This is a genomic window from Frigoribacterium sp. Leaf172, assembly GCF_001424285.1.
In the GTDB taxonomy this organism is placed as follows: domain Bacteria; phylum Actinomycetota; class Actinomycetes; order Actinomycetales; family Microbacteriaceae; genus Frigoribacterium.
In genome coordinates this window covers 240159-260462 of the sequence record NZ_LMPB01000001.1, presented here as the reverse complement: position 1 = coordinate 260462, position 20304 = coordinate 240159, and the positions used below count along the sequence as shown (strand labels likewise).

20 protein-coding genes and 1 tRNA gene are annotated in these 20304 nt (G+C 71.1%); 16 read left to right on the top strand and 5 right to left on the bottom strand.

Features of this window, described 5'->3' with window-relative positions; translation table 11 throughout:
• The first annotated feature begins 220 nt into the window (after positions 1-220).
• The 3 genes from ASF89_RS01215 to ASF89_RS01205 all read left to right on the top strand — a co-directional run bounded on the left by ASF89_RS01215 (position 221) and on the right by ASF89_RS01205 (position 2231).
• On the top strand, positions 221-1222 hold the full coding sequence (locus ASF89_RS01215; protein WP_055811309.1) for a helix-turn-helix domain-containing protein: 1002 nt from the start codon (positions 221-223) through the stop codon (positions 1220-1222).
• 172 nt (positions 1223-1394) lie between these two features.
• On the top strand, positions 1395-1730 hold the full coding sequence (locus ASF89_RS01210; protein WP_055799111.1) for an Lsr2 family protein: 336 nt from the start codon (positions 1395-1397) through the stop codon (positions 1728-1730).
• A gap of 3 nt (positions 1731-1733) precedes the next feature.
• Positions 1734-2231 (top strand): CarD family transcriptional regulator, encoded by a 498-nt coding sequence (locus tag ASF89_RS01205; protein WP_055799108.1) that lies wholly within the window; start codon positions 1734-1736, stop codon positions 2229-2231.
• Positions 2232-2278: 47 nt separating this feature from the next.
• Here the strand turns inward: ASF89_RS01205 and ASF89_RS01200 are convergent, their stop codons facing one another.
• Together ASF89_RS01200 and ASF89_RS01195 are read right to left on the bottom strand one after the other, a co-directional pair.
• Positions 2279-3355: a LacI family DNA-binding transcriptional regulator gene (locus ASF89_RS01200; RefSeq protein WP_055811306.1), complete on the bottom strand. Its 1077-nt coding sequence runs from the start codon at positions 3353-3355 to the stop codon at positions 2279-2281.
• A gap of 37 nt (positions 3356-3392) precedes the next feature.
• Positions 3393-4064 (bottom strand): GntR family transcriptional regulator, encoded by a 672-nt coding sequence (locus tag ASF89_RS01195; protein WP_055811303.1) that lies wholly within the window; start codon positions 4062-4064, stop codon positions 3393-3395.
• A 162-nt stretch (positions 4065-4226) separates the two neighbouring features.
• Between ASF89_RS01195 and nucS the strand changes: the two genes are divergently transcribed.
• From nucS to ASF89_RS01175, 4 genes are all read left to right on the top strand, one after another.
• Positions 4227-4922: an endonuclease NucS gene (gene nucS / locus ASF89_RS01190; protein ID WP_055799099.1), complete on the top strand. Its 696-nt coding sequence runs from the start codon at positions 4227-4229 to the stop codon at positions 4920-4922.
• 131 nt (positions 4923-5053) lie between these two features.
• Positions 5054-5305, top strand: a complete 252-nt coding sequence (locus ASF89_RS01185; RefSeq protein WP_055799095.1) for a hypothetical protein — start codon at positions 5054-5056, stop codon at positions 5303-5305.
• A 65-nt stretch (positions 5306-5370) separates the two neighbouring features.
• Complete coding sequence (locus tag ASF89_RS01180; protein ID WP_055811302.1) at positions 5371-6048, top strand: HAD hydrolase-like protein; 678 nt, start codon at positions 5371-5373, stop codon at positions 6046-6048.
• The gene (locus ASF89_RS01175) at positions 6045-7352 is read left to right on the top strand and encodes a CynX/NimT family MFS transporter (RefSeq protein WP_055811300.1); all 1308 of its coding nucleotides are present in this window, start codon (positions 6045-6047) and stop codon (positions 7350-7352) included. Before ASF89_RS01180 ends, ASF89_RS01175 begins: the two co-directional genes overlap by 4 nt.
• A gap of 41 nt (positions 7353-7393) precedes the next feature.
• Here ASF89_RS01175 and ASF89_RS01170 read toward each other — a convergent pair whose 3' ends face one another.
• Positions 7394-8263 carry an NAD(P)H-binding protein gene (locus ASF89_RS01170; RefSeq protein ID WP_055799085.1) on the bottom strand — a complete coding sequence of 290 codons (870 nt, stop codon included), beginning with the start codon at positions 8261-8263 and terminating at the stop codon, positions 7394-7396.
• A 212-nt stretch (positions 8264-8475) separates the two neighbouring features.
• On the opposite strand from ASF89_RS01170, the gene ASF89_RS01165 reads away from it, so the two are divergent.
• On the top strand, positions 8476-9390 hold the full coding sequence (locus ASF89_RS01165) for a cation diffusion facilitator family transporter (RefSeq protein WP_055799082.1): 915 nt from the start codon (positions 8476-8478) through the stop codon (positions 9388-9390).
• A gap of 21 nt (positions 9391-9411) precedes the next feature.
• Here ASF89_RS01165 and ASF89_RS01160 read toward each other — a convergent pair whose 3' ends face one another.
• On the bottom strand, positions 9412-9924 hold the full coding sequence (locus tag ASF89_RS01160) for a universal stress protein (RefSeq protein WP_055811297.1): 513 nt from the start codon (positions 9922-9924) through the stop codon (positions 9412-9414).
• A gap of 118 nt (positions 9925-10042) precedes the next feature.
• Between ASF89_RS01160 and ASF89_RS01155 the strand changes: the two genes are divergently transcribed.
• Entirely contained in the window at positions 10043-10726 is a 684-nt protein-coding gene (locus tag ASF89_RS01155) for an SOS response-associated peptidase (protein WP_055799076.1), read from the top strand.
• Between the two features lie 166 nt (positions 10727-10892).
• Here the strand turns inward: ASF89_RS01155 and ASF89_RS01150 are convergent.
• A tRNA-Leu gene (locus ASF89_RS01150) sits at positions 10893-10976 on the bottom strand.
• Positions 10977-11083: 107 nt separating this feature from the next.
• On the opposite strand from ASF89_RS01150, the gene ASF89_RS01145 reads away from it, so the two are divergent.
• The 7 genes from ASF89_RS01145 (at position 11084) to pknB (ending at position 20184) form a co-directional block, all read left to right on the top strand.
• Positions 11084-11800, top strand: a complete 717-nt coding sequence (locus ASF89_RS01145) for a DUF3662 and FHA domain-containing protein (protein WP_055799072.1) — start codon at positions 11084-11086, stop codon at positions 11798-11800.
• On the top strand, positions 11797-12330 hold the full coding sequence (locus tag ASF89_RS01140; protein WP_055799069.1) for an FHA domain-containing protein: 534 nt from the start codon (positions 11797-11799) through the stop codon (positions 12328-12330). Before ASF89_RS01145 ends, ASF89_RS01140 begins: the two co-directional genes overlap by 4 nt.
• Positions 12331-12337: 7 nt before the next feature.
• Positions 12338-13582, top strand: a complete 1245-nt coding sequence (locus tag ASF89_RS01135) for a PP2C family serine/threonine-protein phosphatase (RefSeq protein WP_055799066.1) — start codon at positions 12338-12340, stop codon at positions 13580-13582.
• Positions 13566-15029 (top strand): FtsW/RodA/SpoVE family cell cycle protein, encoded by a 1464-nt coding sequence (locus ASF89_RS01130; RefSeq protein ID WP_082489690.1) that lies wholly within the window; start codon positions 13566-13568, stop codon positions 15027-15029. Before ASF89_RS01135 ends, ASF89_RS01130 begins: the two co-directional genes overlap by 17 nt.
• Entirely contained in the window at positions 15029-16504 is a 1476-nt protein-coding gene (locus ASF89_RS01125) for a penicillin-binding protein 2 (protein ID WP_055799064.1), read from the top strand. The genes ASF89_RS01130 and ASF89_RS01125 overlap by 1 nt, the downstream gene beginning before the upstream one ends.
• Entirely contained in the window at positions 16501-18324 is a 1824-nt protein-coding gene (locus ASF89_RS01120; RefSeq protein WP_055799061.1) for a protein kinase, read from the top strand. The genes ASF89_RS01125 and ASF89_RS01120 overlap by 4 nt, the downstream gene beginning before the upstream one ends.
• Positions 18325-18489: 165 nt before the next feature.
• Complete coding sequence (gene pknB / locus ASF89_RS01115) at positions 18490-20184, top strand: Stk1 family PASTA domain-containing Ser/Thr kinase (protein WP_255354961.1); 1695 nt, start codon at positions 18490-18492, stop codon at positions 20182-20184.
• Positions 20185-20304: the final 120 nt, after the last annotated feature.

The following is a 20304-nucleotide window of genomic DNA, read 5'->3' as shown; positions in this document are numbered from 1 at the left end:
GACGCTCTCTCTCGTTCGGTGCCCGGGCGTTCTCGCGCTGCGGCCGACGCTACCTCGACGACCCGCGTTCGGGGGAGAGCGCATGCCGCCGAGATTTGCGACCGTGGAAGGTGGGCCGTCGTCGTCGGTTTCGTGACGTTCGGCCTCCGGGACACGTCCTGATGATGCAGCCGCGTGCCCCACCAGCACCGGTGCGAGACGCTCAGGACCAGGAGACCTCATGACCACCACCTACCTGCCGAGCGGGACGCCCCGGCCCGAGCCGGGCCAGACCCCCGGCGGCTTCGACCGCTTCCAGGTCACCGGCGACGACATCGAGGAGGCGCGACACAGCCTCGAGACCTCTCTCGACGGTCGTCAGTTCCGTGCGCGCCTCGCGGACGAGCCCTTCTCATTCCGATTCGCCTCGGCGGGCGACGAGCGGCTCAGCGTGCAGACGGGATCGTTCACCGGACATCTGCAGGGCGTGATCCCGTGGTCGAAGGACTACGTCGTGTCGTGGTTCCGCAGCGGCGAGGTGACCATCGACCACCCCGGCGGCCAGCTGACGAGCGTCGTCGGACGGCCGTTCCTGACCCCGAGCGAGACCTCGTACTCGTTCACGATGACCCCGCACCATCACGGGATCGTGCATCTCGGCGCCGACTTCCTGGAGGACGTCGCGACCGAGAGGCACGGTGGCCCGCGCCAGCGCATCGTGTTCGACTACGACGCGGTGCCCGACGCCGCCGGACTCGCCGCCTGGCAGAAGGCGCTCGGCGCGGCGACTCCGCTCGTCGTGGGCGACACGACGAAGCCCCTGGCCCGCCACTCGGCGCAGGTCTCGCTGGCGCACGCCCTCCTCGACCTGTTCCCGTGGCAGGCCGTCGACGTCCCCGAGGAGCTGCGGACCGAGCAGACCCGCAAGCTCCGCCAGGCCGCCGAGTACGTGCACGCCTTCGCCGACCAGCCGATCTCGGCGGGCGACATCGCGACGGCGGCCGGGGTCCACACGCGCACGCTGCAGCAGCTCATGAACAAGCACCTCGGCTCGAGCCCGACGACGTACCTCCGGCACGTCCGTCTCGACCGGGCCCGGCAGGATCTCCTCGCGGCCGATCCGGCCGCGGGCTTCGTCGCCGACGTCGCGCGTCGATGGGGATTCGGCAATCTCGGTCGGTTCTCGGCGTCGTACGCGAAGCGCTTCGGAGAGTATCCGCGCGACACCCTCGCGCGGTGGTGAAAGGCATTCCCGGTCACTCGTGAATGCGTCCGCATAAACGATCGGCGTTCGCGCGACGGCCTGCCGAGTGCTTTAGGGATGTCATACAGACACGCATGAATTACACTTGTTCCCTAGCACGCCGTCGCACGTTTATCTTCGGCGCTTTCCATTGTTTTTTCAGGAGACTCCGTTGGCCCAGAAAACACTCATCCAGCTCGTCGATGACATCGACGGCACCCCCATCGCCGACGGCGAGGGCAAGACCGTCTCGCTGACGCTCGACGGCGTCTCGTACGAGATCGACCTGAGCGACGCGCACGTCGACGAGCTCACCGAGGCCCTGGCCCCCTTCACCGGCGCGGCCCGCCGAACCGGTCGCAAGGCCCCGGCGCGCAGCGGCTCGACCCGGTCGAACGGCGACGATCTGCAGAAGATCCGCGAGTGGGCCAAGGCGAACGGGCACGACGTGTCCGACCGCGGCCGCATCGCCGCCGCCGTCCGCGACGCTTACGACGCGGCGCACTAGACCATGGCCACGACATACGAAGTCGGCACGACGCTGGTCTACCCGCACCACGGCGCCGTCACGATCACCGACCTGACGACCAAGAACATCAAGGGCTCGCCCACCGAGTACATGTCGCTGCGCGTGCACACGAGCGAGCTCGTCATCCAGATCCCCACGGGCAACGCCACCGACATCGGCGTCCGCGAGGTCATCGACCAGGCCGGCGTCGAGCGCGTCTACGACGTGCTCCGCACCTCCGAGGTCGAGGAGGCCGGCAACTGGTCGCGTCGCTACAAGAGCAACCAGGAGAAGATGACGAGCGGTGACGTCTACAAGGTCGCCGAGGTCGTCCGCGACGTCTGGCGTCGCGATCAGGACAAGGGCATCTCCGCCGGCGAGAAGAGCATGCTGGGCCGCGCCCGGCAGATCCTCGTCTCCGAGCTGGCCCTTGCGTTGAACACCACCGCCGAAGAGGCCGACAAGGCCCTCGAGGGCGTCCTGGCGACTCCCGCCGCCTGACGCCTCCSCCSCGCCGATCGGCGGGGGGTCGCTCTCGTCTCGCCCGGTCAGTCCGCCGGGAGCGGCGGCGGCCCGGTCGTCGACCCGCGTCGGAACGTGCTCGTGAACGACGTCGACTCGACGGGCGCCCCCGACAGCAGGTCGAGCAGCGCCCGTCCGGCCGCGCGACCCTTCTCGACCGCCGGCTGACGCATCGTCGTGAGGTCCGCCGCCCGGGGGTCGTCGAGACGGATGCCGTCGAAGCCGACGACGCTGAGATCGCGCGGCACCTCGAGGCCGAGCTCGGCGGCGGCCGCGATGACCCCCGACGCGAGCAGGTCGCTCTGCGCGATGACGGCCGTCGGCCGATCGGCGGGTGCGACGTCGAGCAGGGCCAGTCCGGCCCGGTACCCCTCCGACGTCCAGCTGCCCTCCGTGACGACTCCCCCGACCCGACCGAAGACCTCGCGGACCCCGGCGAGACGCTGCAGGGCGATGTAGGTCGTCCCCGAGGCGACCCGCTCGTCGGTGATCGGTCCGAGCGCCCGGGTGGGTCCGAGCTGGAGCGACACGACGGCGACGCGGCGGTGTCCGAGATCGTGCAGATGCCGAGCGAGCGTCCGCGACGCGTCGAGGTTGTCGAGACCGATGTCGAGCACGCCCTCCATCGCCCGCGCCTCGATGGACACGACCGGGATGCCCCGCCGTCGCACGACGGCGACCGACTCGTCGAGTCGGAGACTGCAGCCGAAGAGCACCACGGCGTCGAGCGGAGCGTCGATCAGGCGAGACCGCTCGGGCCCGGTCTCCGTGAGCAGCAGGAGCGAGTAGTCCGCCGGTCCGGTGACGTCGGCCAGGCCGTCGAGCATGGCCACGTTGACGGGATCCCGGAAGGCGTCGCTGAGACTCGACTCGATCACGGCCCCGACGATGCCCGAGCGACCGCGTCGCAGCGATCGCGCCCGGGGGTCGGGTCCGCCGTAGCCGAGCTCGGCGGCGGCGGCCAGGACCCGGTCGCGGGTCGCCGGCGAGACGGGGCCGGCTCCGCTGAAGGCGAGGGAGGCGGTGGAGGCCGAGACGCCCGCGGCACGTGCCACGGCGGCGAGCGTCGGCCTGCCGACGTCGGGCTTCTCTGCCGGGCTCATGGTGGTGCAGCCTAGCGGTGCCCGCGGGGCGCCCCCCCTACGGCTGGTCGGGTGCGAACGCGATGCCGAAGTCGGCCATCAGGCCCGGGATCGAGCGCCACTCGCCGTAGTGCACGGCCGCCTCGATCTCGTCGACGATGCGGGCGCGGAGGTCGTCCGGGAGGGCGGGGCGCGAGTCGTGCACCCGCAGCGCGTCGATGCTGGCGAGCACCGAGAGGGGGCCGACGACCTCGCGGTCGAGTCGTGCGGCCTCGTCGTCGTCGAACAGTCCGAACAGCGGGTCGGCCAGCTCGACGAGTCGAGCGATGTCGAGGGGAGACTCGAGCCCGAACCGGTCGGCGAGGGTGGCGCCCGGTCGCGGCTCGGGGAGGTCCTCGACCTGCGGCCCGCGAGCGAGCGCGATCTCCATGGCGCCCCCGAGACGCCGCAGGAGGGTCGTGACGCTGTAGGCAGGCAGACCGACCACTGCGTCGCGGCCGAACGGCGCCCGCAGGAGCACCCCGATGCGGCAGAGCACGTCGATCGAGCGGCGCACCTCGCCGAGGCTCACGCCGAGCTCCCGGGCGACGGCCGAGTCGTCGAGGACGTCGCCCGGGGTGTGGCGGCCCGTCGCGAGGTCGATCAGCAGGGCGTCCGCGGCGACGCCGATCCCCGACCGGCCGTTCGTCGCGGGCGAGTCCTGAGCGGTGGCGGGCAGCGTGGTCGACATGGGTTCCTCCGGGGTCTGGTGCTGGTGCTCGGGCCGCTCCTCGCGGTGTCATGAACATATTTCGCATTTCACACTCTGTCAAGCGCCCAGCAGGAGAGGCGGACCGATCGCCCGACGCCGACGCTGTCGCCCGACCCGCGCCTCCCCGCCTAGGATCGTCGGGTGCGTCTCGTCATTGCCCGTTGCTCCGTCGACTACGCCGGGCGACTCTCGGCCCACCTGCCGCTGGCCACGCGCCTGCTCATGATCAAGAGCGACGGCAGCCTGCTCGTGCACTCCGACGGCGGCAGCTACAAGCCGCTGAACTGGATGAGCCCGCCGTGCTCGATCAGCATCCTCGAGGCCGACGCCGACCAGCAGGAGGCGGGGGTCGTCGAGCTCTGGAAGGTCACCCAGGCGAAGACGGCCGACATCCTCGTGGTCTCGATCCACGAGGTCCTGCACGACTCCAGCCACGAGATGGGCTTCGACCCGGGCCTCACGAAGGACGGCGTCGAGGCCGATCTGCAGAAGCTCCTCGCCGAGCAGATCGAGCTCCTCGGCGAGGGCCACACGCTGGTCCGGCGCGAGTACATGACGGCGATCGGCCCGGTCGACATCCTCGCGCGCGATGCCTCCGGAGGCGCGGTGGCGGTCGAGCTGAAGCGCCGCGGGGACATCGACGGCGTCGAGCAGCTGACCCGCTACCTCGAGCTGATGAACCGCGATCCGCACCTCGCGCCGGTGACCGGCGTCTTCGCCGCTCAAGAGATCAAGCCCCAGGCGCGCACCCTGGCGCACGACCGGGGCATCCGCACGCTGCTGCTCGACTACGACGCGATGCGGGGCCTCGACGACTCGCACTCGCGACTGTTCTGAGCCCCATCCCCGAGAACAGGGGCGCGGGGGCCGATCCGAAATACATCAGCCGACCCCTTGCGCGGGCGGAATATGAGCGTAACATTTCTCATGTCCCGCTCTTCCCCAGCCCGCAACCCTCGGAGGCTCCCGTGACCTCGCCCATCTTCGATCAGATCCTCTCCCAGCGAGAGGCGACGCCTCTGTTCGAGTCCATCTCGGGCTCCTTCCCGAGCGTCGTCCGCGACGACGTCGCGATCGTCCCCTCGACGCCCCGTGGGCGGACCGACTCCGCACGACCCGCCCGTCGACCCGGGTCGACCGCGCCGAGCCGGGGTCGCACCGCGGCCTCCGGCCCGCGCTCCCTGCCCGCGACCACCTGGCCGCTGGGCCCCGTGGCCTGACGGGCGTCCCCACCCGCCCACGGCGCGCCTCCCCGGGGGTGGTCCCGGTGCCTAAGCTGAGGGGGATGACTCTCCCCTACACCGCCGTCCTCTACGACCTCGACGGCACCATCGCCGATTCGGCGCCCGCCATCACGGCCAGCCTCGCGCACACCATCGAGGCCCTCGGGCTGCCCGTGCCCTCGCCCGACGAGCTGATCGCCTGGGTCGGCCCGCCCCTCCCGCAGAGCTTCGAGGTGCGTCTGGGCCTGACCGGCGACCGGCTCGTCGAGGCCATGCGCCTCTATCGTGCGCACTACCTCGAGACCGGCGCCCTCGGCAGCCCCATCTACCCCGGGGTCCCCGATCTGATGGCCGCCGTGCACGCCGCCGGCATCCCCACCTCCACGGCGACGTCGAAGCCGGAGACCCCCGCCACGCGCATCCTGCAGGTCAACGGTCTCGACCGCTACCTCGACGTCATCACGGGCGCCTCCGACGACGAGGTGCGCAATACGAAGGCCGACGTCGTGGCCGAGGCCCTCCGCCGGCTCGACGCCCGCGGCGTCGACCTGTCGCGCCCCGTGCTGATCGGCGACCGGCACCACGACGTCGAGGGCGCCGCCGTCCACGGCGTGCCGACCATCATGGCGGGCTGGGGCTACGGCGACGAGCTCGAGTACGCCGGCTCGGTCGCGGTGGCCGCCGACGTCGACGAGCTCGCCGCCCTGCTGGGCGTCACCCTGCTGCGCGGCGCGGCGTGAGCCCTCGCGCGGGCACCGTCGCGCGGTCGCCCGCCGCCTGGCTGCTGACCCTCGCGATCATCCTGATCGCGATCAACCTGCGCGGGCCCATCGTGGCCACCGCGCCGGTGCTCGACCAGATGATCGGCGACCTCGGTCTCACCGCCGTGGTGGCGGGCCTCCTGACGAGCATCCCGGTGCTCTGCTTCGCCGTCGCGAGCCCGGCCGCCTCCGCTCTCATCGGCAGGGTCGGCCCCGAGCTGGCCGTGACCCTCGGACTCGCGGGCGTGCTCGCCGGCACCGTCATCCGCACGCTGGGCAGCTCGTTCTGGCTCTACGCCGGCACCATCGTCATCGGCGTGGCCATCACGATCGGCAACGTCGTGCTGCCCGTCGTCATCAAGCGCGACTTCTCGCCCGAGCGCGGCGGCTTCGTGACCGGCATCTACACGTCGGCGCTCAACGTCGGGTCGATGATCACCTCGCTCGGCACCGCGCCCATCGCCTCGGTCGTCGGCTGGCCTCTGGCCCTGCTCACCTGGGGACTGCTGGCGGTCCTGGCCGGCGTCGTCTGGTCGATCGCCGTCGGTCCGCGGGTCGCTCTGCGGGGCGCGCGCCTCGGTTCGGCGACCGGTCCGGTCCACACGGGCCGCGCCTCCTCGTCCGAGGGCGACGCGTCCGACGTGCTGACCGGCGGCATCCCCGTCGTCGACGAGCGCGCGGCGGCGGCCGACGCCGAACGCCGCGCCGAGGCCGCACGCCCCCCGCTCCTGAGGCGCTGGACGACCTGGGGCCTCACCCTGGCGTTCTCCGGTCAGGCGTTCGGGTACTACGGGCTCACGGCCTGGATGCCGACGCTGCTGCGCGACGAGATCGGCCTCACCCGCGAGGCCGCGGGCGCCAGCTCGTCGGTCTTCCAGATCCTCGCGGTGGTCGGCGCCCTCGGCGTGCCGGTGCTCGCGCTGAAGCTGCGCCCCGCCGTGGTCATCGCCCTGATCAGCCTGTTCTGGACGGTCATGCCCCTCGGCCTGCTCTTCGCCCCCGAGCACTGGCTGCTCTGGTCGATCTTCGGCGGCGCGGCCCAGGGCGGCGGCATCACCATCATCTTCATCGTCATCGTGCGCATGGCGACGACCGACACCGACGCCCGGCGGCTCTCGGCCCTCGTGCAGGGCGGCGGCTACGCGATCGCGGCGCTCGGGCCCCTCGCCATCGGCGGTCTGCACGATGCGACGGGCAACTGGCAGGCGCCGATGCTCGGCGTGTTCGCGGCGACGCTGGTGCTCGGGGTCAGCGGCGTGCTGTCGTCGCGGCGGGTACGGTAGCACCACCCCACCGCCCCACCGCTCAGCAGCCGACGACGGCCTCAGCGCGCGGCGACGACCTGCTCGAGCGTCAGCGGCTCGCGCCCCGTGAGGTCGCGCACCGCACGCGAGACGCCCGCCACCTCGCCCGAGGCGATCGACGTGTAGGTGCTGACCCAGGCGTCGGCCATCCACGGCTCGGGTCGCCAGGCCGCACGCGACGCGTAGGCCTCGTCCAGCGTCTCGTCGACGAAGACGTGGTCGCGGCCCGTCGCGGTCGACAGACGGGCGGCGAGCTCGGCGAGCGTCAGCGCCTCCGGTCCGGTCAGGTCGTAGGTCGCGCCCCGGTGCGCCGCCGGGTCGCGCAGCACGGCGGCCGCCGCGTCCGCCACGTCGGTGCGGGCGACGGCGGCGACCCGCCCCGCACCGGCCGGCCCGCGGAGCACCCCGTCGGCGTCGGCGAAGTCGATCAGGGCGTCGAGGTAGAACGAGTCGCGGAGGAACGTCGTCGCCATGCCCGACGCCAGCAGGTGCTGCTCGGTGGCGGCGTGGTCGCGGGCGAGCGTGAAGACGGCGTCGGGGGCCGCGCCCTGGAACGACGTGTAGACGACGTGCCGTACGCCCGCCTCGGCCGCGGCGTCGACGAAGGCGCGGTGCTGGTCGAGCCGGTCGACCGCTTCGGCCGCCGAGACCATGAAGAGCGTCTCGACGCCCTCGAGCGCCGCCCGGGCGGCGGCGCGGTCGGCGTACGAGGCGACGGCCACGTCGACGTGGTCGCCGAGCGACGGCGCGCGCGCGGCGTCGCGGACGACGAGGCGCAACGGCACGCCGTCGGCGGCGAGGGAGGCCGCCACCCGCCCTCCGAGGGCGCCGGTGGCCCCGGTCACGGCGACGGGGCGGGGGGAGGCCGAGGAGGCGCGGGTCGAGTCCATGACTCAGCCAACCGCGGTCGCGCCCTCCGTGTTCCGCCACCCGCGCCTCCCCGGCTCGGATCCGCGTCGTTCCGGGGATCGAGAGTCGTTATCGACTGGGCCCGAGAGCTGTCCGACGTCGGTGGCCCGGGCTACTCTCGGGGGAGGCGATCACCGACGACCCGCGACCGGGCCGACGGCTCGAGCCGCCCGACACCCCGAAAGAGCACAGCATGGCGCACGACCACCAGCACGGTCACATGGCGGCCGACGGGCGTCGACTGAAGCTGGCGATCATCGTCATCGCCCTCGGACTCGTCGCGCAGCTGACCGGCGCGCTCGTCTCGGGCTCGCTCGCCCTGCTGGCCGACTCGGGTCACATGTTCTCCGATCTCGCGGGTCTCGTCGTGGCCCTCGCGGCGACGATCGTGGCGGCGAGACCCGCCAGCGGGCGGCAGACGTACGGGTACCGGCGGGCCGAGGTGTTCGCCGCGGCCGTGAACGGCCTCGTGCTGGTCGCCGTCTCGATCTCGGTGGCCGTCGCGGCCGTCGGGCGGCTGCTGACCCCGTCGGATCACGAGGTGCTCGGTCTGCCGATGCTCGTCGTCGGCGTGATCGGCGGGGCGACCAACGTCGTGGCGCTGCTCGTGCTGAGGGGCGGGGCGTCGCACTCGATCAACATGCGGGGCGCGTATCTCGAGGTGCTGGGCGACCTGCTCGGCTCGGTCGCCGTCGTCGTGGCCTCGGTCGTCGTCCTGACCACGGGCTTCGTGCAGGCCGACTCGGTGGGGTCGCTGATCATCGCCGCGATGATCGCGCCGCGCGCCTGGTCGCTGCTGCGCGAGGCGCTCCGGGTGCTGTTCGGCTCGGCGCCGGGCGACATCGACCTCGACGACATCCGCGCGCACATCACCGAGACGCCCGGCGTCGTCTCGGCCCACGACGTGCACGCCTGGCAGATCACGAGCGGGGCGACGGTCTTCTCGGCGCACGTCGTCGTCGAGCGCGAGGTGTTCTGCGACATGCGGGTCGACGAGACCCTCGACTCGCTCGACCGGTGCCTGGCCGCGCACTTCGAGGTCGAGCACGCGACGTTCCAGCTCGAGCCGGCCGATCACGCCGACCACGAGCGCGCGACGCACGCCTGACGCGAGCCTCTCCGAGGCCCGCTACAGCTCGTGCTCCCACGGCAGGCGCTCCGACCGGGTGACCGGCGACAGCGGTACGACCACGACGGGCAGCTGCTGGCGATGGGTCAGATGCAGCGCCACCGAGCCGGCGAAGAACTCGCGGAGGCTGCCCCGCAGGCCGGCCTCGCGGCTGCCCACGACGATCATCGGCGCGCCGATGCGGTCGGCGAAGCGGCCGAGGCAGTGGGCGGGCTCTCCGGTGAGGGCGCGTGTGGCGAGCGGGACGCCGCGGGCCTCGGCGATCGGGCGGAGAAGCGCCTCCAGCTCGGCGTCGAAGACGGGCGGTCCGTCGAGCTCGTCGGATTCGAGCGGGTACGAGAGCACCGTGCCGTCGATCCCCTCGGTGAACGCGACGCGGTCGGGCTCGACGATCACGCAGACGAGACCGGTGCCGAAGCGGGCGGCGAACTCCACCGCCCGGGCGACCACCGCCTCCCCGCTCCCCGGGACGACGCCCGCGACGACGTAGCCGTGCAGTTGCGAGTCGGACATGGTCACCCTCGTCTCGTCGAGGCCCCGGGAGGCCGAACGTGCGGCCCGGGTCGTGTCCGCGACCGCTGCGCCCCAGTGAACCACCACCGCCGAGGCGACGGAAGAGCAGACTGAGCCCATGTGCGGCCGCTACGTCATCGCCCGAGCCACGTCGGATCTGCTGCCCTCGCTGCTCGAGGGTCTGGGGCCCGTCCCCGACGACTTCAACGTCGCGCCGACGACGCGGGTCCCGGTGGTGCGCGAGCGGCACGGCGAGCGCGAGATGCCGCTCGTCCGCTGGGGCATGGTGCCCTCGTGGTACCCGGATCTGAAGCGGCGCCCGCAGCCGATCAACGCCCGCATCGAGACCGTCGCGACGAGCGGGATGTTCCGTCGGCCGTTCGCGCAGGCCCGCTGCATCGTCCCCGCCCTCGGGTACTACGAGTGGGTCGTGACCGAGACGGGCAAGCAGCCGCACTACATCCACCAGCCGGAGGCGGGGCTGGCCATGGCCGCGGTCGCGAGCGCGTGGCCGGACCCGTCCAGGGCCGACGACGACCCCGACAGGTGGATGCTGTCGATGTCCATCATCACGCGCGATGCTCACGTCGCGCCGGGCGAGGTGCACGATCGCATGCCGGCCTGCCTGACGCCCGACTCGTACGACGACTGGCTGGGGGATCACCTCGGCACGACCGAGCTGCTCGAGCTGCTCGACCGGGACTCGCACGAGATCGCGCACGACCTCGTGCATCACGAGGTCTCCCGAGACGCGAACTCGGTCCGCAACAACGGCCCCCACCTCATCGCCCCCCTCCCCTAGGAGGCGCGGCTCACCGACCGCACAGACGGCGCCCCCCATGAGCACAGAGAACGAAATGGCCCTCCCGATAGGGAGAGCCATCTTCATTCGTGCGCCGCAGCAGCGGCGGCGCACCATGAGCACAGAGAACAATTGGCCCTCCCGTAGGGGAGAGCCAATTCGTTCGTGCGCGAGGGGGGACTTGAACCCCCACGCCCTTTCGAGCACTGGCACCTGAAGCCAGCGCGTCTGCCAATTCCGCCACTCGCGCGAACTCGAAAACACTAGCATGAACGAGGCCTCCCGCTTCGCACTCGTGAGAACATGCCACCCGTTCCGGCTAAGATCGGGCGACCTGAGACCCGACCCTGGAGAGACATGGGACTGCTCGACAACTTCGAACGCGGGCTGGAGCGCGCCGTCAACGGCGCCTTCGCCAAGACGTTCCGTTCGGGCGTGCAACCTCTCGAGCTGACGAACGCCCTGCGGCGCGAGCTCGACACGAAGGCCGCGGTGGTCTCGCGTGACCGCATCCTCGTGCCCAACGAGCTGCTGGTGCGTCTCGCGCCGATGGACTACGAGAAGATGGCGGCGATCGGGTCGTCGCTGATCGACGAGCTCACTCAGCTGACGCAGCGTCATGCCACCGCGCAGGGGTATCACTTCGCCGGTCCGGTCAGCATCCGCCTCCGCGAGGACGACTCGCTGAGCATCGGCATCATGGCCGTCGACTCGCGCAACGTCCGCGGCGAGGAGGTCTCGTGGCGACCGGTCGTCGACATCGACGGTCAGCGCCATGTGCTCCGCGGCCAGCGGACCGTCATCGGTCGCGGCTCCGACGCCGACATCACCATCCAGGACACCGGCACCTCGCGGCGGCACGTCGAGATCCTGTGGGACGGCGACCGGGCGCAGGTCCGCGATCTCGGCTCGACGAACGGCTCGAAGCTGAACGGCGAGCCCTTCTCGAAGGCCCCCCTCCTGCCCGATTCGACGATCCAGATCGGTCGTACGCGTATCGTGTTCCGGGTGCTCCCCCTCTCAGCGACGCCCGACCCCTTCTCCGGGCCCGACGTCTCGGGGGGCCGACGATGACGAGTGAGCTCACTCTCCTGGCGTTGCGCTTCGGCTTCCTGGCGGTCCTGTGGCTGTTCGTCTTCGCCATCGTGTTCGCGCTCCGGTCCGATCTGTTCGGCCAGCGGGCGCGCAAGCTGCCGGCCGACCAGCAGCCGGGCCAGATGAGCGCAGCCCCCGCCGCACCTCCCGCTCCCGCCGCGCCTCGCGCTCAGCCCGCGTCCGCCGCTCCGGCGGCGCCTTCGCCGGGCGGCGATCCGGCCGCGCGTCGGCTGGTCATCACGAAGGGCGCGAAGGCGGGGCTCGAGATGCCCCTGTCCGACGGCCCGCTGACGATCGGCCGGTCTCAAGAGAGCAATCTCGTGATCCGCGACGACTACACCTCGACGCATCACGCCCGTCTCATGCTGTGGAACGGTCGCTGGGTCATCCAGGACCTCGACTCCACGAACGGCACGTTCCTCGCGGGCGAACGTGTCACGGTCCCCACGCCGGTGCCCGTCGGCTCCACGGTGACGATCGGCCAGACGAGCTTCGAGCTGCGACGGTAAGCGCCCGATGACGCATCCCAAGAGCGCGGCTCTGTCCAATGTGGGCAAGATCCGCTCGAACAACCAAGACAGCGGCTACGCCGGAGGTCGGCTGTTCGTGGTCGCCGACGGGATGGGCGGTCATGCCGGCGGCGACGTCGCCTCGGCCATCGCGATCCGTCGCATCCGCGAGACCGACAAGCAGTACAGCTCGCCCGGCGATGCCGAGTTCGCGCTCCAGTCGTCGCTGATCGCCGCGAATCAGCTGCTCGCCGAGACCGTGTTCGAGCACCAGGAGCTCACGGGCATGGGCACGACCGTCAGCGCGATGCTGCGCGTCGGCGACAGCATGGCCATCGCGCACATCGGCGACTCGCGCATCTACCTGTGGCGCGAGGGCGAGCTCAGTCAGATCACCGCCGATCACACGTTCGTCCAGCGTCTGGTCGACAGCGGTCGCATCACGGCCGAGGAGGCGGCGGTGCACCCCCGCCGCAGCGTGCTCATGCGCGTGCTCGGCGACGTCGACGCGGCGCCCGAGATCGACACGGCCATCCTCGGCACGCAGCCCGGCGACCGGTGGCTCATCTGCTCCGACGGTCTCAGCAGCTATCTCGCCGAAGAGCGCATCAAGAAGGCCCTGGCCGCCGGTCTCGACCCCGATCAGACGGCTCGTCGTCTGGTGAAGGAGACCCTCGACCACGGCGCCCCCGACAACGTCACGGTCGTCATCGTCGACGTCGACGAGTCGGGCGACTCGTCGGTCGAGCCCCCGGTGACCGTGGGCTCCGCCGCCGTCCCTCTCACGTTCGAGGGCGAGACGGGCCGCAAGTCGCTCCGGCTGCCGACGATCCTGCTCCACCCGTTGAAGGTCGCGACGACCCCCGAAGACAGCCACTTCGAGCCCGAGTCCGACGAGTACCTCGCCGAGCTCATCGCCGAAGACAGACGGCGTCGCCGGCGTCGCCGCATCACCTGGCTGGCGGCCCTCGTGGTCGCGATCGGCGCGCTCGTGGCGGGTCTCGTGCTCACCTACCAGTGGACTCAGGACCACTACTACGTGGGCGAGCGGGAGGGCACGGTCGTCATCTACAAGGGCGTGCAGCAGACGCTCGGCCCGATCGCGTTGTCGAGCGTCCTCGAAGAGACGGACCTCGAGGTCTCCGATCTGCCGAACTACACGCAGCAGACCGTCGAGGACACCATCAACGCCCGTTCCCTGGCCGATGCCCGTGCCATCGTCGAGAGGTTGACCGATGCCAGCACCCGGTGACGACACGTCGACCGAGCTGATCGGTCGTCCTCCAGGAGGCGCGCGAGGGTCCGCGAAGGCCTCCCGCCCCGCACCCGTCGAGCCCACCAGTCTGACGCAGGCCATCACCATCCGTCTGCGGCAGCCCGCCCGGCTCCGCAACCTCGAGCTGCTGATGCTGCTCATCGCATGCGGGATCTGCGCCGGCGCGGTCGTCCTGGTCCAGCTGGGCGCGACCGACGAGATCGACACGAGCGTCCTGATCGCCGGCTCGGCCGTGCTCGGCCTGGGTCTGATCTTCCATCTCGTGCTCCGCGTGGTCGCGCGCGAGGCCGACCCGTTCATCCTGCCGATCGGGCTCGCCCTGAACGGCATCGGCATCGCGATGATCTACCGCATCGACCTCGCGTACGGCCGGTCGGGCTGGGAGGCCTTCGGCATCAAGCAGATCGTGTGGACGGCGATGGCCATGGTCATCGCGCTCATCGCGCTGATCGTGATCCGCAACTACCGCATCCTCTCGCGCTACCGGTACATCGCCATGTTCGTGTCGATCGTGCTCCTGCTGCTGCCGCTCATCCCCGGACTCGGTCGCGAGGGCCTGAACGCCCGCGTCTGGATCGACATCGGTCCGTTCTCGTTCCAGCCGGGCGAGATCGGCAAGATCACGCTGGCGATCTTCTTCGCCGGCTACCTGGTGACGGCCCGCGACAACCTCTCGCTGATGGGGCCCAAGATCCTCGGCATGCGGTTCCCGCGACCGCGCGACCTCGGGCCGATCCTCATCGTCTGGCTGGTCGCCATGGGCGTCCTGATCTTCCAGCGCGACCTCGGCACCTCGCTGCTCTACTTCGGCCTGTTCCTCGTGATGATCTACGTGGGCACGGGGCGGGCCAGCTGGATCGTGCTCGGTCTGACGCTGTTCCTCGGCGGGGCGCTGGTGGCCTCGACGTTCCTGGGCTACGTCCAGGGCCGGTTCGCTGCCTGGCTGAACCCGTTCGACCCGGCCGAGTACAGCGCCGACGGCGGGTCCTTCCAGCTGGTCTCGGGCCTGTTCGGCTTCGCGAACGGCGGGCTGATCGGCACCGGACTCGGCCAGGGGCGCCCGCAGACGACGCCGCTCGCCGAGAGCGACTACATCTTCGCCTCGCTCGGCGAGGAGCTCGGCCTGGCCGGCATCTTCGCGATCCTGGCCCTCTACCTCCTGCTCGTGTCGCGCGGCTTCCGCATCGGCTTCGTCGGGCAGGACGACTTCGGGCGCATGCTCGGCGTCGGCCTGGCCTTCGTCATCGCCCTCCAGGTCTTCGTGGTCATGGGCGGCGTGACGCGCGTCATCCCCCTGACCGGTCTGACGGCGCCCTTCATGGCCGCCGGCGGATCGTCCCTCGTGGCGAACTGGATCATCGTGGCTCTGCTGCTGCGGCTGTCCGACTCGGTGCGCAACCAACCCAGGCTGGTGATCGGCTGATGAACAAAGAACTGAGACGCGTGAGCCTCGTCGTGCTGGCGATGTTCGTCGCGCTGTTCGTGTCGAGCACGTACATCACGACGTTCCAGGCCGAGTCGCTGCGGGCCGACCCGCGCAACTCCCGCGCCCTGCTGGCGAGCTACTCGGCCCAGCGCGGACCGATCCTCGTGGGCGGCGAGCCCGTCGCGCAGTCCGACCCGGTCGACGACGTCTACAAGTACCAGCGCTCGTACCCGCAGCCCGACCTCTACGCCCCGGTGACCGGGTACTACACGCTCGGTCAGGGCGCCCGCGGCATCGAGGACTCCATGAACGAGTACCTGACGGGCAACGCCAACTCCCAGTTCTTCGAGCAGATGAACTCGCTGCTGACCGGGCAGTCCCCCGAGGGCGCGACCGTCAACCTGACGCTCGACCCGACGGTGCAGCAGGCCGCGTACGACGCGCTCGGCGGCAACGACGGTTCGATCGTGGCGGTCGAGCCCTCGACCGGCAGGATCCTCGCCATGGTGTCGAAGCAGAGCTACGACCCCAACCCGTTGGCGAGCCACGACAGCGCGGCGGTCAAGGCCGCCTACGACGCCCTCGTCGCCGATCCCTCCGACCCGCTGCAGAACAAGGCCATCGAGGGCGACCTCTACGTGCCGGGCTCGACCTTCAAGCTCATCACCGTCGCGGCGGCTCTCGAGAGCGGCGACTACACCCCCGAGAGCACGTTCCCCAACCCCTCGAGGCTCACCCTGCCGGGCACGTCGACCGACATCAACAACGCCGAGGGCGGCAGCTGCGGCGGCGGTGACGAGGCGAGCATCGCCACGGCGCTCCGCCTGTCGTGCAACATCCCGATGGCTCAGCTCGGTCGGGCGCTCGGCGCCGACGCGCTGAAGGAGCAGGCTCAGGCGTTCGGCTTCGACGACGACTCGATCACGATCCCGCAGTCGGTGACGCCCAGCCAGTTCCCGATCGAGGACGCCGACGGCGCCGAGATCAGCGACGCCGCGCTCATGCTCCAGTCGTTCGGCCAGGGCAGCGACCGCGTCACGCCCCTGCAGATGGCGATGGTGTCCGCGGCGATCGCCAACGGCGGCACGCAGATGGACCCGACCCTGATCGACAGCGTGCTGAACCCCGATCTCAGCCCGGTGGAGGACTTCTCGCCCACCGAGTACGGCGATCCGATCAGCTCCGACACCGCGGCGACGATGACCGACATGATGGTCGACGACGTCGCCGACGGTGCGGCCAGCAATGCAAGAATTAGCGGGGTCGACGTGGCCGGCAAGACGGGCACGGCGGAGAACGGCGTGGGCGAGCCGTACACGCTGTGGTTCACCGGCTTCGCACCGGCCGCCGACCCCGAGGTCGCCGTCGCGGTCGTCGTCGAGAACGGCGGCGGGCAGGGCCAGTCCGCGTTCGGAAACAGTGTCGCGTCACCAATCGCGAAGAGAGTCATTGAGGCGGTGCTGAACAAATGAGACCTTCGGGCGGAATCACCTTCGGTGGGCGTTACCAGCTGTCGACCCGTGTCGCCATCGGCGGCATGGGCGAGGTCTGGGAGGCGACCGACCTCGTCATCGGGCGCACCGTCGCCATCAAGATCCTGAAGGACGAGTACCTGGGCGACCCGGGGTTCCTCGAGCGCTTCCGCGCCGAGGCCCGGCACGCCGCCCTCGTCAATCACGAGGGCATCGCCAACGTCTTCGACTACGGCGAAGAAGAGGGCAGCGCGTACCTCGTCATGGAGCTGGTCCCCGGCGAGGCCCTGTCGACCGTGCTCGAGCGCGATCGCGTCCTGCCGACCGACAAGGTGCTCGACATCGTCGCGCAGACCGCGTCCGCTCTCCAGGCCGCCCACGCCGCAGGCCTCGTGCACCGCGACATCAAGCCCGGCAACCTCCTCGTCACGCCCGACGGCCGCGTGAAGATCACCGACTTCGGCATCGCCCGCATCGCCGACCAGGTGCCGCTGACCGCGACCGGTCAGGTGATGGGCACCGTGCAGTACCTCTCGCCCGAGCAGGCCAGCGGTCACCCCGCCTCGCCGAGCACCGACATCTACTCGCTCGGCATCGTCGCCTACGAGGCTCTCGCCGGTCGACGCCCGTTCACGGGCGAGTCGCAGGTCGCCATCGCCATGGCCCAGATCAACGAACAGCCGCCGGATCTCCCGTCGACCGTCTCCGAGCCGGTGCGACGTCTGGTCATGTCGTGCATCTCGAAGAAGCCGGGCGAGCGTCCGGCCACGGCGTCGGCACTGGCCCAGGCCGCTCGGGCCCTCCGCCGTGGCGACGTCGCCGCCGCCACGGTCGCCGTGCCCGCCATCGGCGCGGCCGGTGCCGCCGCCCTCGCCGCCGACGACGCGACCCGTGCCTTCGCCGCACAGGACGCCACGACGCAGCTCTTCAACCCGAACGCCACGGGTGCCGGTGCGGCCGTGACGGGCCCGTACACGCCCGGCTCCGCCGACCCGGACGCCCTGCACGACGACGACCTCGACGACGAGCGCAAGCAGCGCAGCCCCTGGTTCTGGCCGCTCATCGTGCTCGGCGTCCTCGTGCTGGCCGGCGCGATCGCCGTGATCGCCTTCGCTCTGTCGTCGAACGAGCCGTCGCCGTCCGAGACCTCGTCCCGGCCCCCGTCGTCGACCGCTTCGACACCGCCGCCCTCCGAGACGCCCACCCCGACTCCCACGACGACGCCGACGCCCGACACGGTCAACGTCGTGGCCGGCGACTTCGTCGGCATGACCGAGGCTCAGGCGCGCTCGGCGCTCGAGTCGCTCGGTCTCGTCGTCGACTCGGGGCCCAGCTCGGCCGCACCGCCGAACAGCGAGGACGTCGGAACGGTCGCCAGCGTCAACCCGAGCGGGAACGTCCGCAAGGGCAGCACCGTCACGATCCTGATCTACCAGGAGGCGCCCCAGCCGACCCAGCCCGGGTCGCCGAGCGCGTCCCCCTCGGAGATCCCGGCCGACGGCGCGACCCCCGCGACGATCACCTGGGAGTCCTACGCGGGCTGCCCCACGGGCTACTCGCTGACCGGGTACTCGTACTCGGTCTCGGGCGGAACCGACACGTCGGGTCAGACGGGCGGAGCCGTCGGCGCCAACGTGACCTCGATCCAGGTCGTCTCGTCCACGCCCGGCAACGTCACCGTCGCCTACCTCGCGAACTGCGGCGAGCTCGCCTCCGACGCGTCACCCGGCGTGACGCTCACGGCGTCGCCGGTGGCCCAGGAGCCGTCTCAGGAGCCGACCGAGACGACGCCGTCCGAGACGCCCCCCGCCCAGGGCTGAACCCCGTGACCGCGGCCCTCCGGGGCCGCGGTCACGAAGCGGCGACAATCATCCCCAGGACGGACCCCGGCACCCGATCTGGGGCCAGACGGCCAAGTACACTTGCTGCGACCGTGTGTTCCGAGTTCACGGTTTCGTGAGGGAGTGTACGGCGTGGTCGAAGGCGTGAGAGAGAGCATCCACCTCCTCGCCAACCGGTATCAGATCGGTGAGCGCATCGGTCGAGGCGGCATGGCCGACGTGCACGTCGGCACAGACGCCCGACTCGGTCGGCGCATCGCGATCAAGCTGATGAAGCCCGCACTGGCGACCGATCCGGCCTTCCGCACGCGTTTCCGCCAAGAGGCCCAGGCGGCGGCCCGCATGGCGCACCCCACCATCGTCCGCGTCTTCGACGCCGGCGAGGAGACCGTGCGCTCGGCCAACGGCCACGAGGTGCAGGTCCCCTTCATCGTCATGGAGTACGTCGAGGGCCGACTCCTCAAGGACATCGTCGCCGAGGGCCCGATGGATCCCGCCGAGGCGATGCGCATCACCCGGGGCATCCTGACCGCCCTCGAGTACTCGCATCGCGCCGGGGTCGTGCATCGCGACATCAAGCCGGGCAACGTGATGATCAACCACGCCGGCGAGGTCAAGGTCATGGACTTCGGCATCGCGCGGGCCATCTCCGACTCGTCGGCGACGGTGGCGCAGACGACCTCGATCCTCGGCACCGCCCAGTACTTCAGCCCCGAGCAGGCGCGCGGCGAGACGGTCGACGCCCGGACGGACCTCTACTCCACCGGCGTCCTGCTCTTCGAGCTGCTGACCGGCCGTCCGCCCTTCCGGGGCGAGTCGCCGGTCGCCGTCGCCTACCAGCACGTGAGCGAGCCGCCGGTGCCGCCGAGCACGATCGTGCCCGCGGTCTCGCCGGCGCTCGACGCGGTCGTCCTGCACGCCCTGGCGAAGGACCGCTTCGAACGGTTCCAGACCGCAGCGGACTTCCGTGCCGACGTCGAGGCGGCGGCCGAGGGCCGGGCGCCGACCCGTCGTCTGCCCTCGTCGCACTCGGGTTCGACGCTCTTCGGCGTCAACCCGGCGACCGCCGCCGGCAGCGAAGGCGCCCTGAAAGAGCTCGCGTCCGACGACAACGACCGCCCCCAGCGCACCCAGACCCGGCCCCCGGTCGCCTGGATCTGGGCGGGCATCGTCCTGGTCGCGATCGTCATCATCGCCGTGGTCTTCTGGGTGGTGAACCTGGCACCGCCCGTCGTCGAGAACTCGCAGTCCGCCCGCATCCCCGATCTCGTGGGGGTCAGCTACGACGACGGTTCGGCTCGCCTCGACGAACTGGGTCTCGAGGTCACGCGCGCCGAGATGCCCGACGACACCGTCGCCGCCGGCGACATCGTCTCGACGGATCCCTCCTCCGGCATGTCCGTGCCGCTCGAGACGAGGGTCACGGTGACCGTGTCGACGGGTCCGCAGCTGTCCGCGGTGCCCGACGTCGTCGGCTCGCAGATCGACGAGGCGTGGCAGACGCTCTCCGACGAGGGCTTCACCCAGGGTCAGCAGACCACCGACTACTCGCCCGACGTGCCGGAGGGCGCCGTGATGGCCGCCGATCCCGAGGTCGACGCCGAGGTGGCCGTGGGCAGCACCGTCGACCTGGTCGTCTCGAACGGCCTCGTCACCGTGCCCGATGTGACCGGCGAGACGACGACGGACGCCAACGCGCGACTGGCCGAGCAGCTCCAGCTGCCGGTCACCCTCGAACCCGATCCCGCCTGCACGGGCGGTGCCGTCGCCGGCCAGACCCTCGCACCCGGCGATCACGCCCAGGGCTCGCCGATCACCCTGCGGGTCTGCAGCGGCTGATCACCGCTCTTCACCGCCGACCTCCCCCGATCGGCTCGCGCGGCTGGAGCTCTCGACCCGTCGCGCGGAGAGCCGGCGGGCTTTCACCGCCGACTCTCGCGAGCGGTGGTCGCGCCCGGT

Bases quoted from the DNA above. Each gene is read 5' to 3' on its own strand.
- ASF89_RS01170 (WP_055799085.1), bottom strand. From the start codon at position 8,263: ATGGACTCGACCCGCGCCTCCTCGGCCTCCCCCCGCCCCGTCGCCGTG.
- ASF89_RS01120 (WP_055799061.1), top strand. From the start codon at position 16,501: ATGAGACCTTCGGGCGGAATCACCTTCGGTGGGCGTTACCAGCTGTCG.
- ASF89_RS01155 (WP_055799076.1), top strand. From the start codon at position 10,043: ATGTGCGGCCGCTACGTCATCGCCCGAGCCACGTCGGATCTGCTGCCC.
- ASF89_RS01145 (WP_055799072.1), top strand. From the start codon at position 11,084: ATGGGACTGCTCGACAACTTCGAACGCGGGCTGGAGCGCGCCGTCAAC.
- ASF89_RS01195 (WP_055811303.1), bottom strand. From the start codon at position 4,064: ATGTCGACCACGCTGCCCGCCACCGCTCAGGACTCGCCCGCGACGAAC.
- ASF89_RS01205 (WP_055799108.1), top strand. From the start codon at position 1,734: ATGGCCACGACATACGAAGTCGGCACGACGCTGGTCTACCCGCACCAC.
- ASF89_RS01140 (WP_055799069.1), top strand. From the start codon at position 11,797: ATGACGAGTGAGCTCACTCTCCTGGCGTTGCGCTTCGGCTTCCTGGCG.
- ASF89_RS01180 (WP_055811302.1), top strand. From the start codon at position 5,371: ATGACTCTCCCCTACACCGCCGTCCTCTACGACCTCGACGGCACCATC.
- ASF89_RS01160 (WP_055811297.1), bottom strand. From the start codon at position 9,924: ATGTCCGACTCGCAACTGCACGGCTACGTCGTCGCGGGCGTCGTCCCG.
- ASF89_RS01165 (WP_055799082.1), top strand. From the start codon at position 8,476: ATGGCGCACGACCACCAGCACGGTCACATGGCGGCCGACGGGCGTCGA.
- ASF89_RS01215 (WP_055811309.1), top strand. From the start codon at position 221: ATGACCACCACCTACCTGCCGAGCGGGACGCCCCGGCCCGAGCCGGGC.
- ASF89_RS01200 (WP_055811306.1), bottom strand. From the start codon at position 3,355: ATGAGCCCGGCAGAGAAGCCCGACGTCGGCAGGCCGACGCTCGCCGCC.
- ASF89_RS01135 (WP_055799066.1), top strand. From the start codon at position 12,338: ATGACGCATCCCAAGAGCGCGGCTCTGTCCAATGTGGGCAAGATCCGC.
- ASF89_RS01125 (WP_055799064.1), top strand. From the start codon at position 15,029: ATGAACAAAGAACTGAGACGCGTGAGCCTCGTCGTGCTGGCGATGTTC.
- ASF89_RS01130 (WP_082489690.1), top strand. From the start codon at position 13,566: ATGCCAGCACCCGGTGACGACACGTCGACCGAGCTGATCGGTCGTCCT.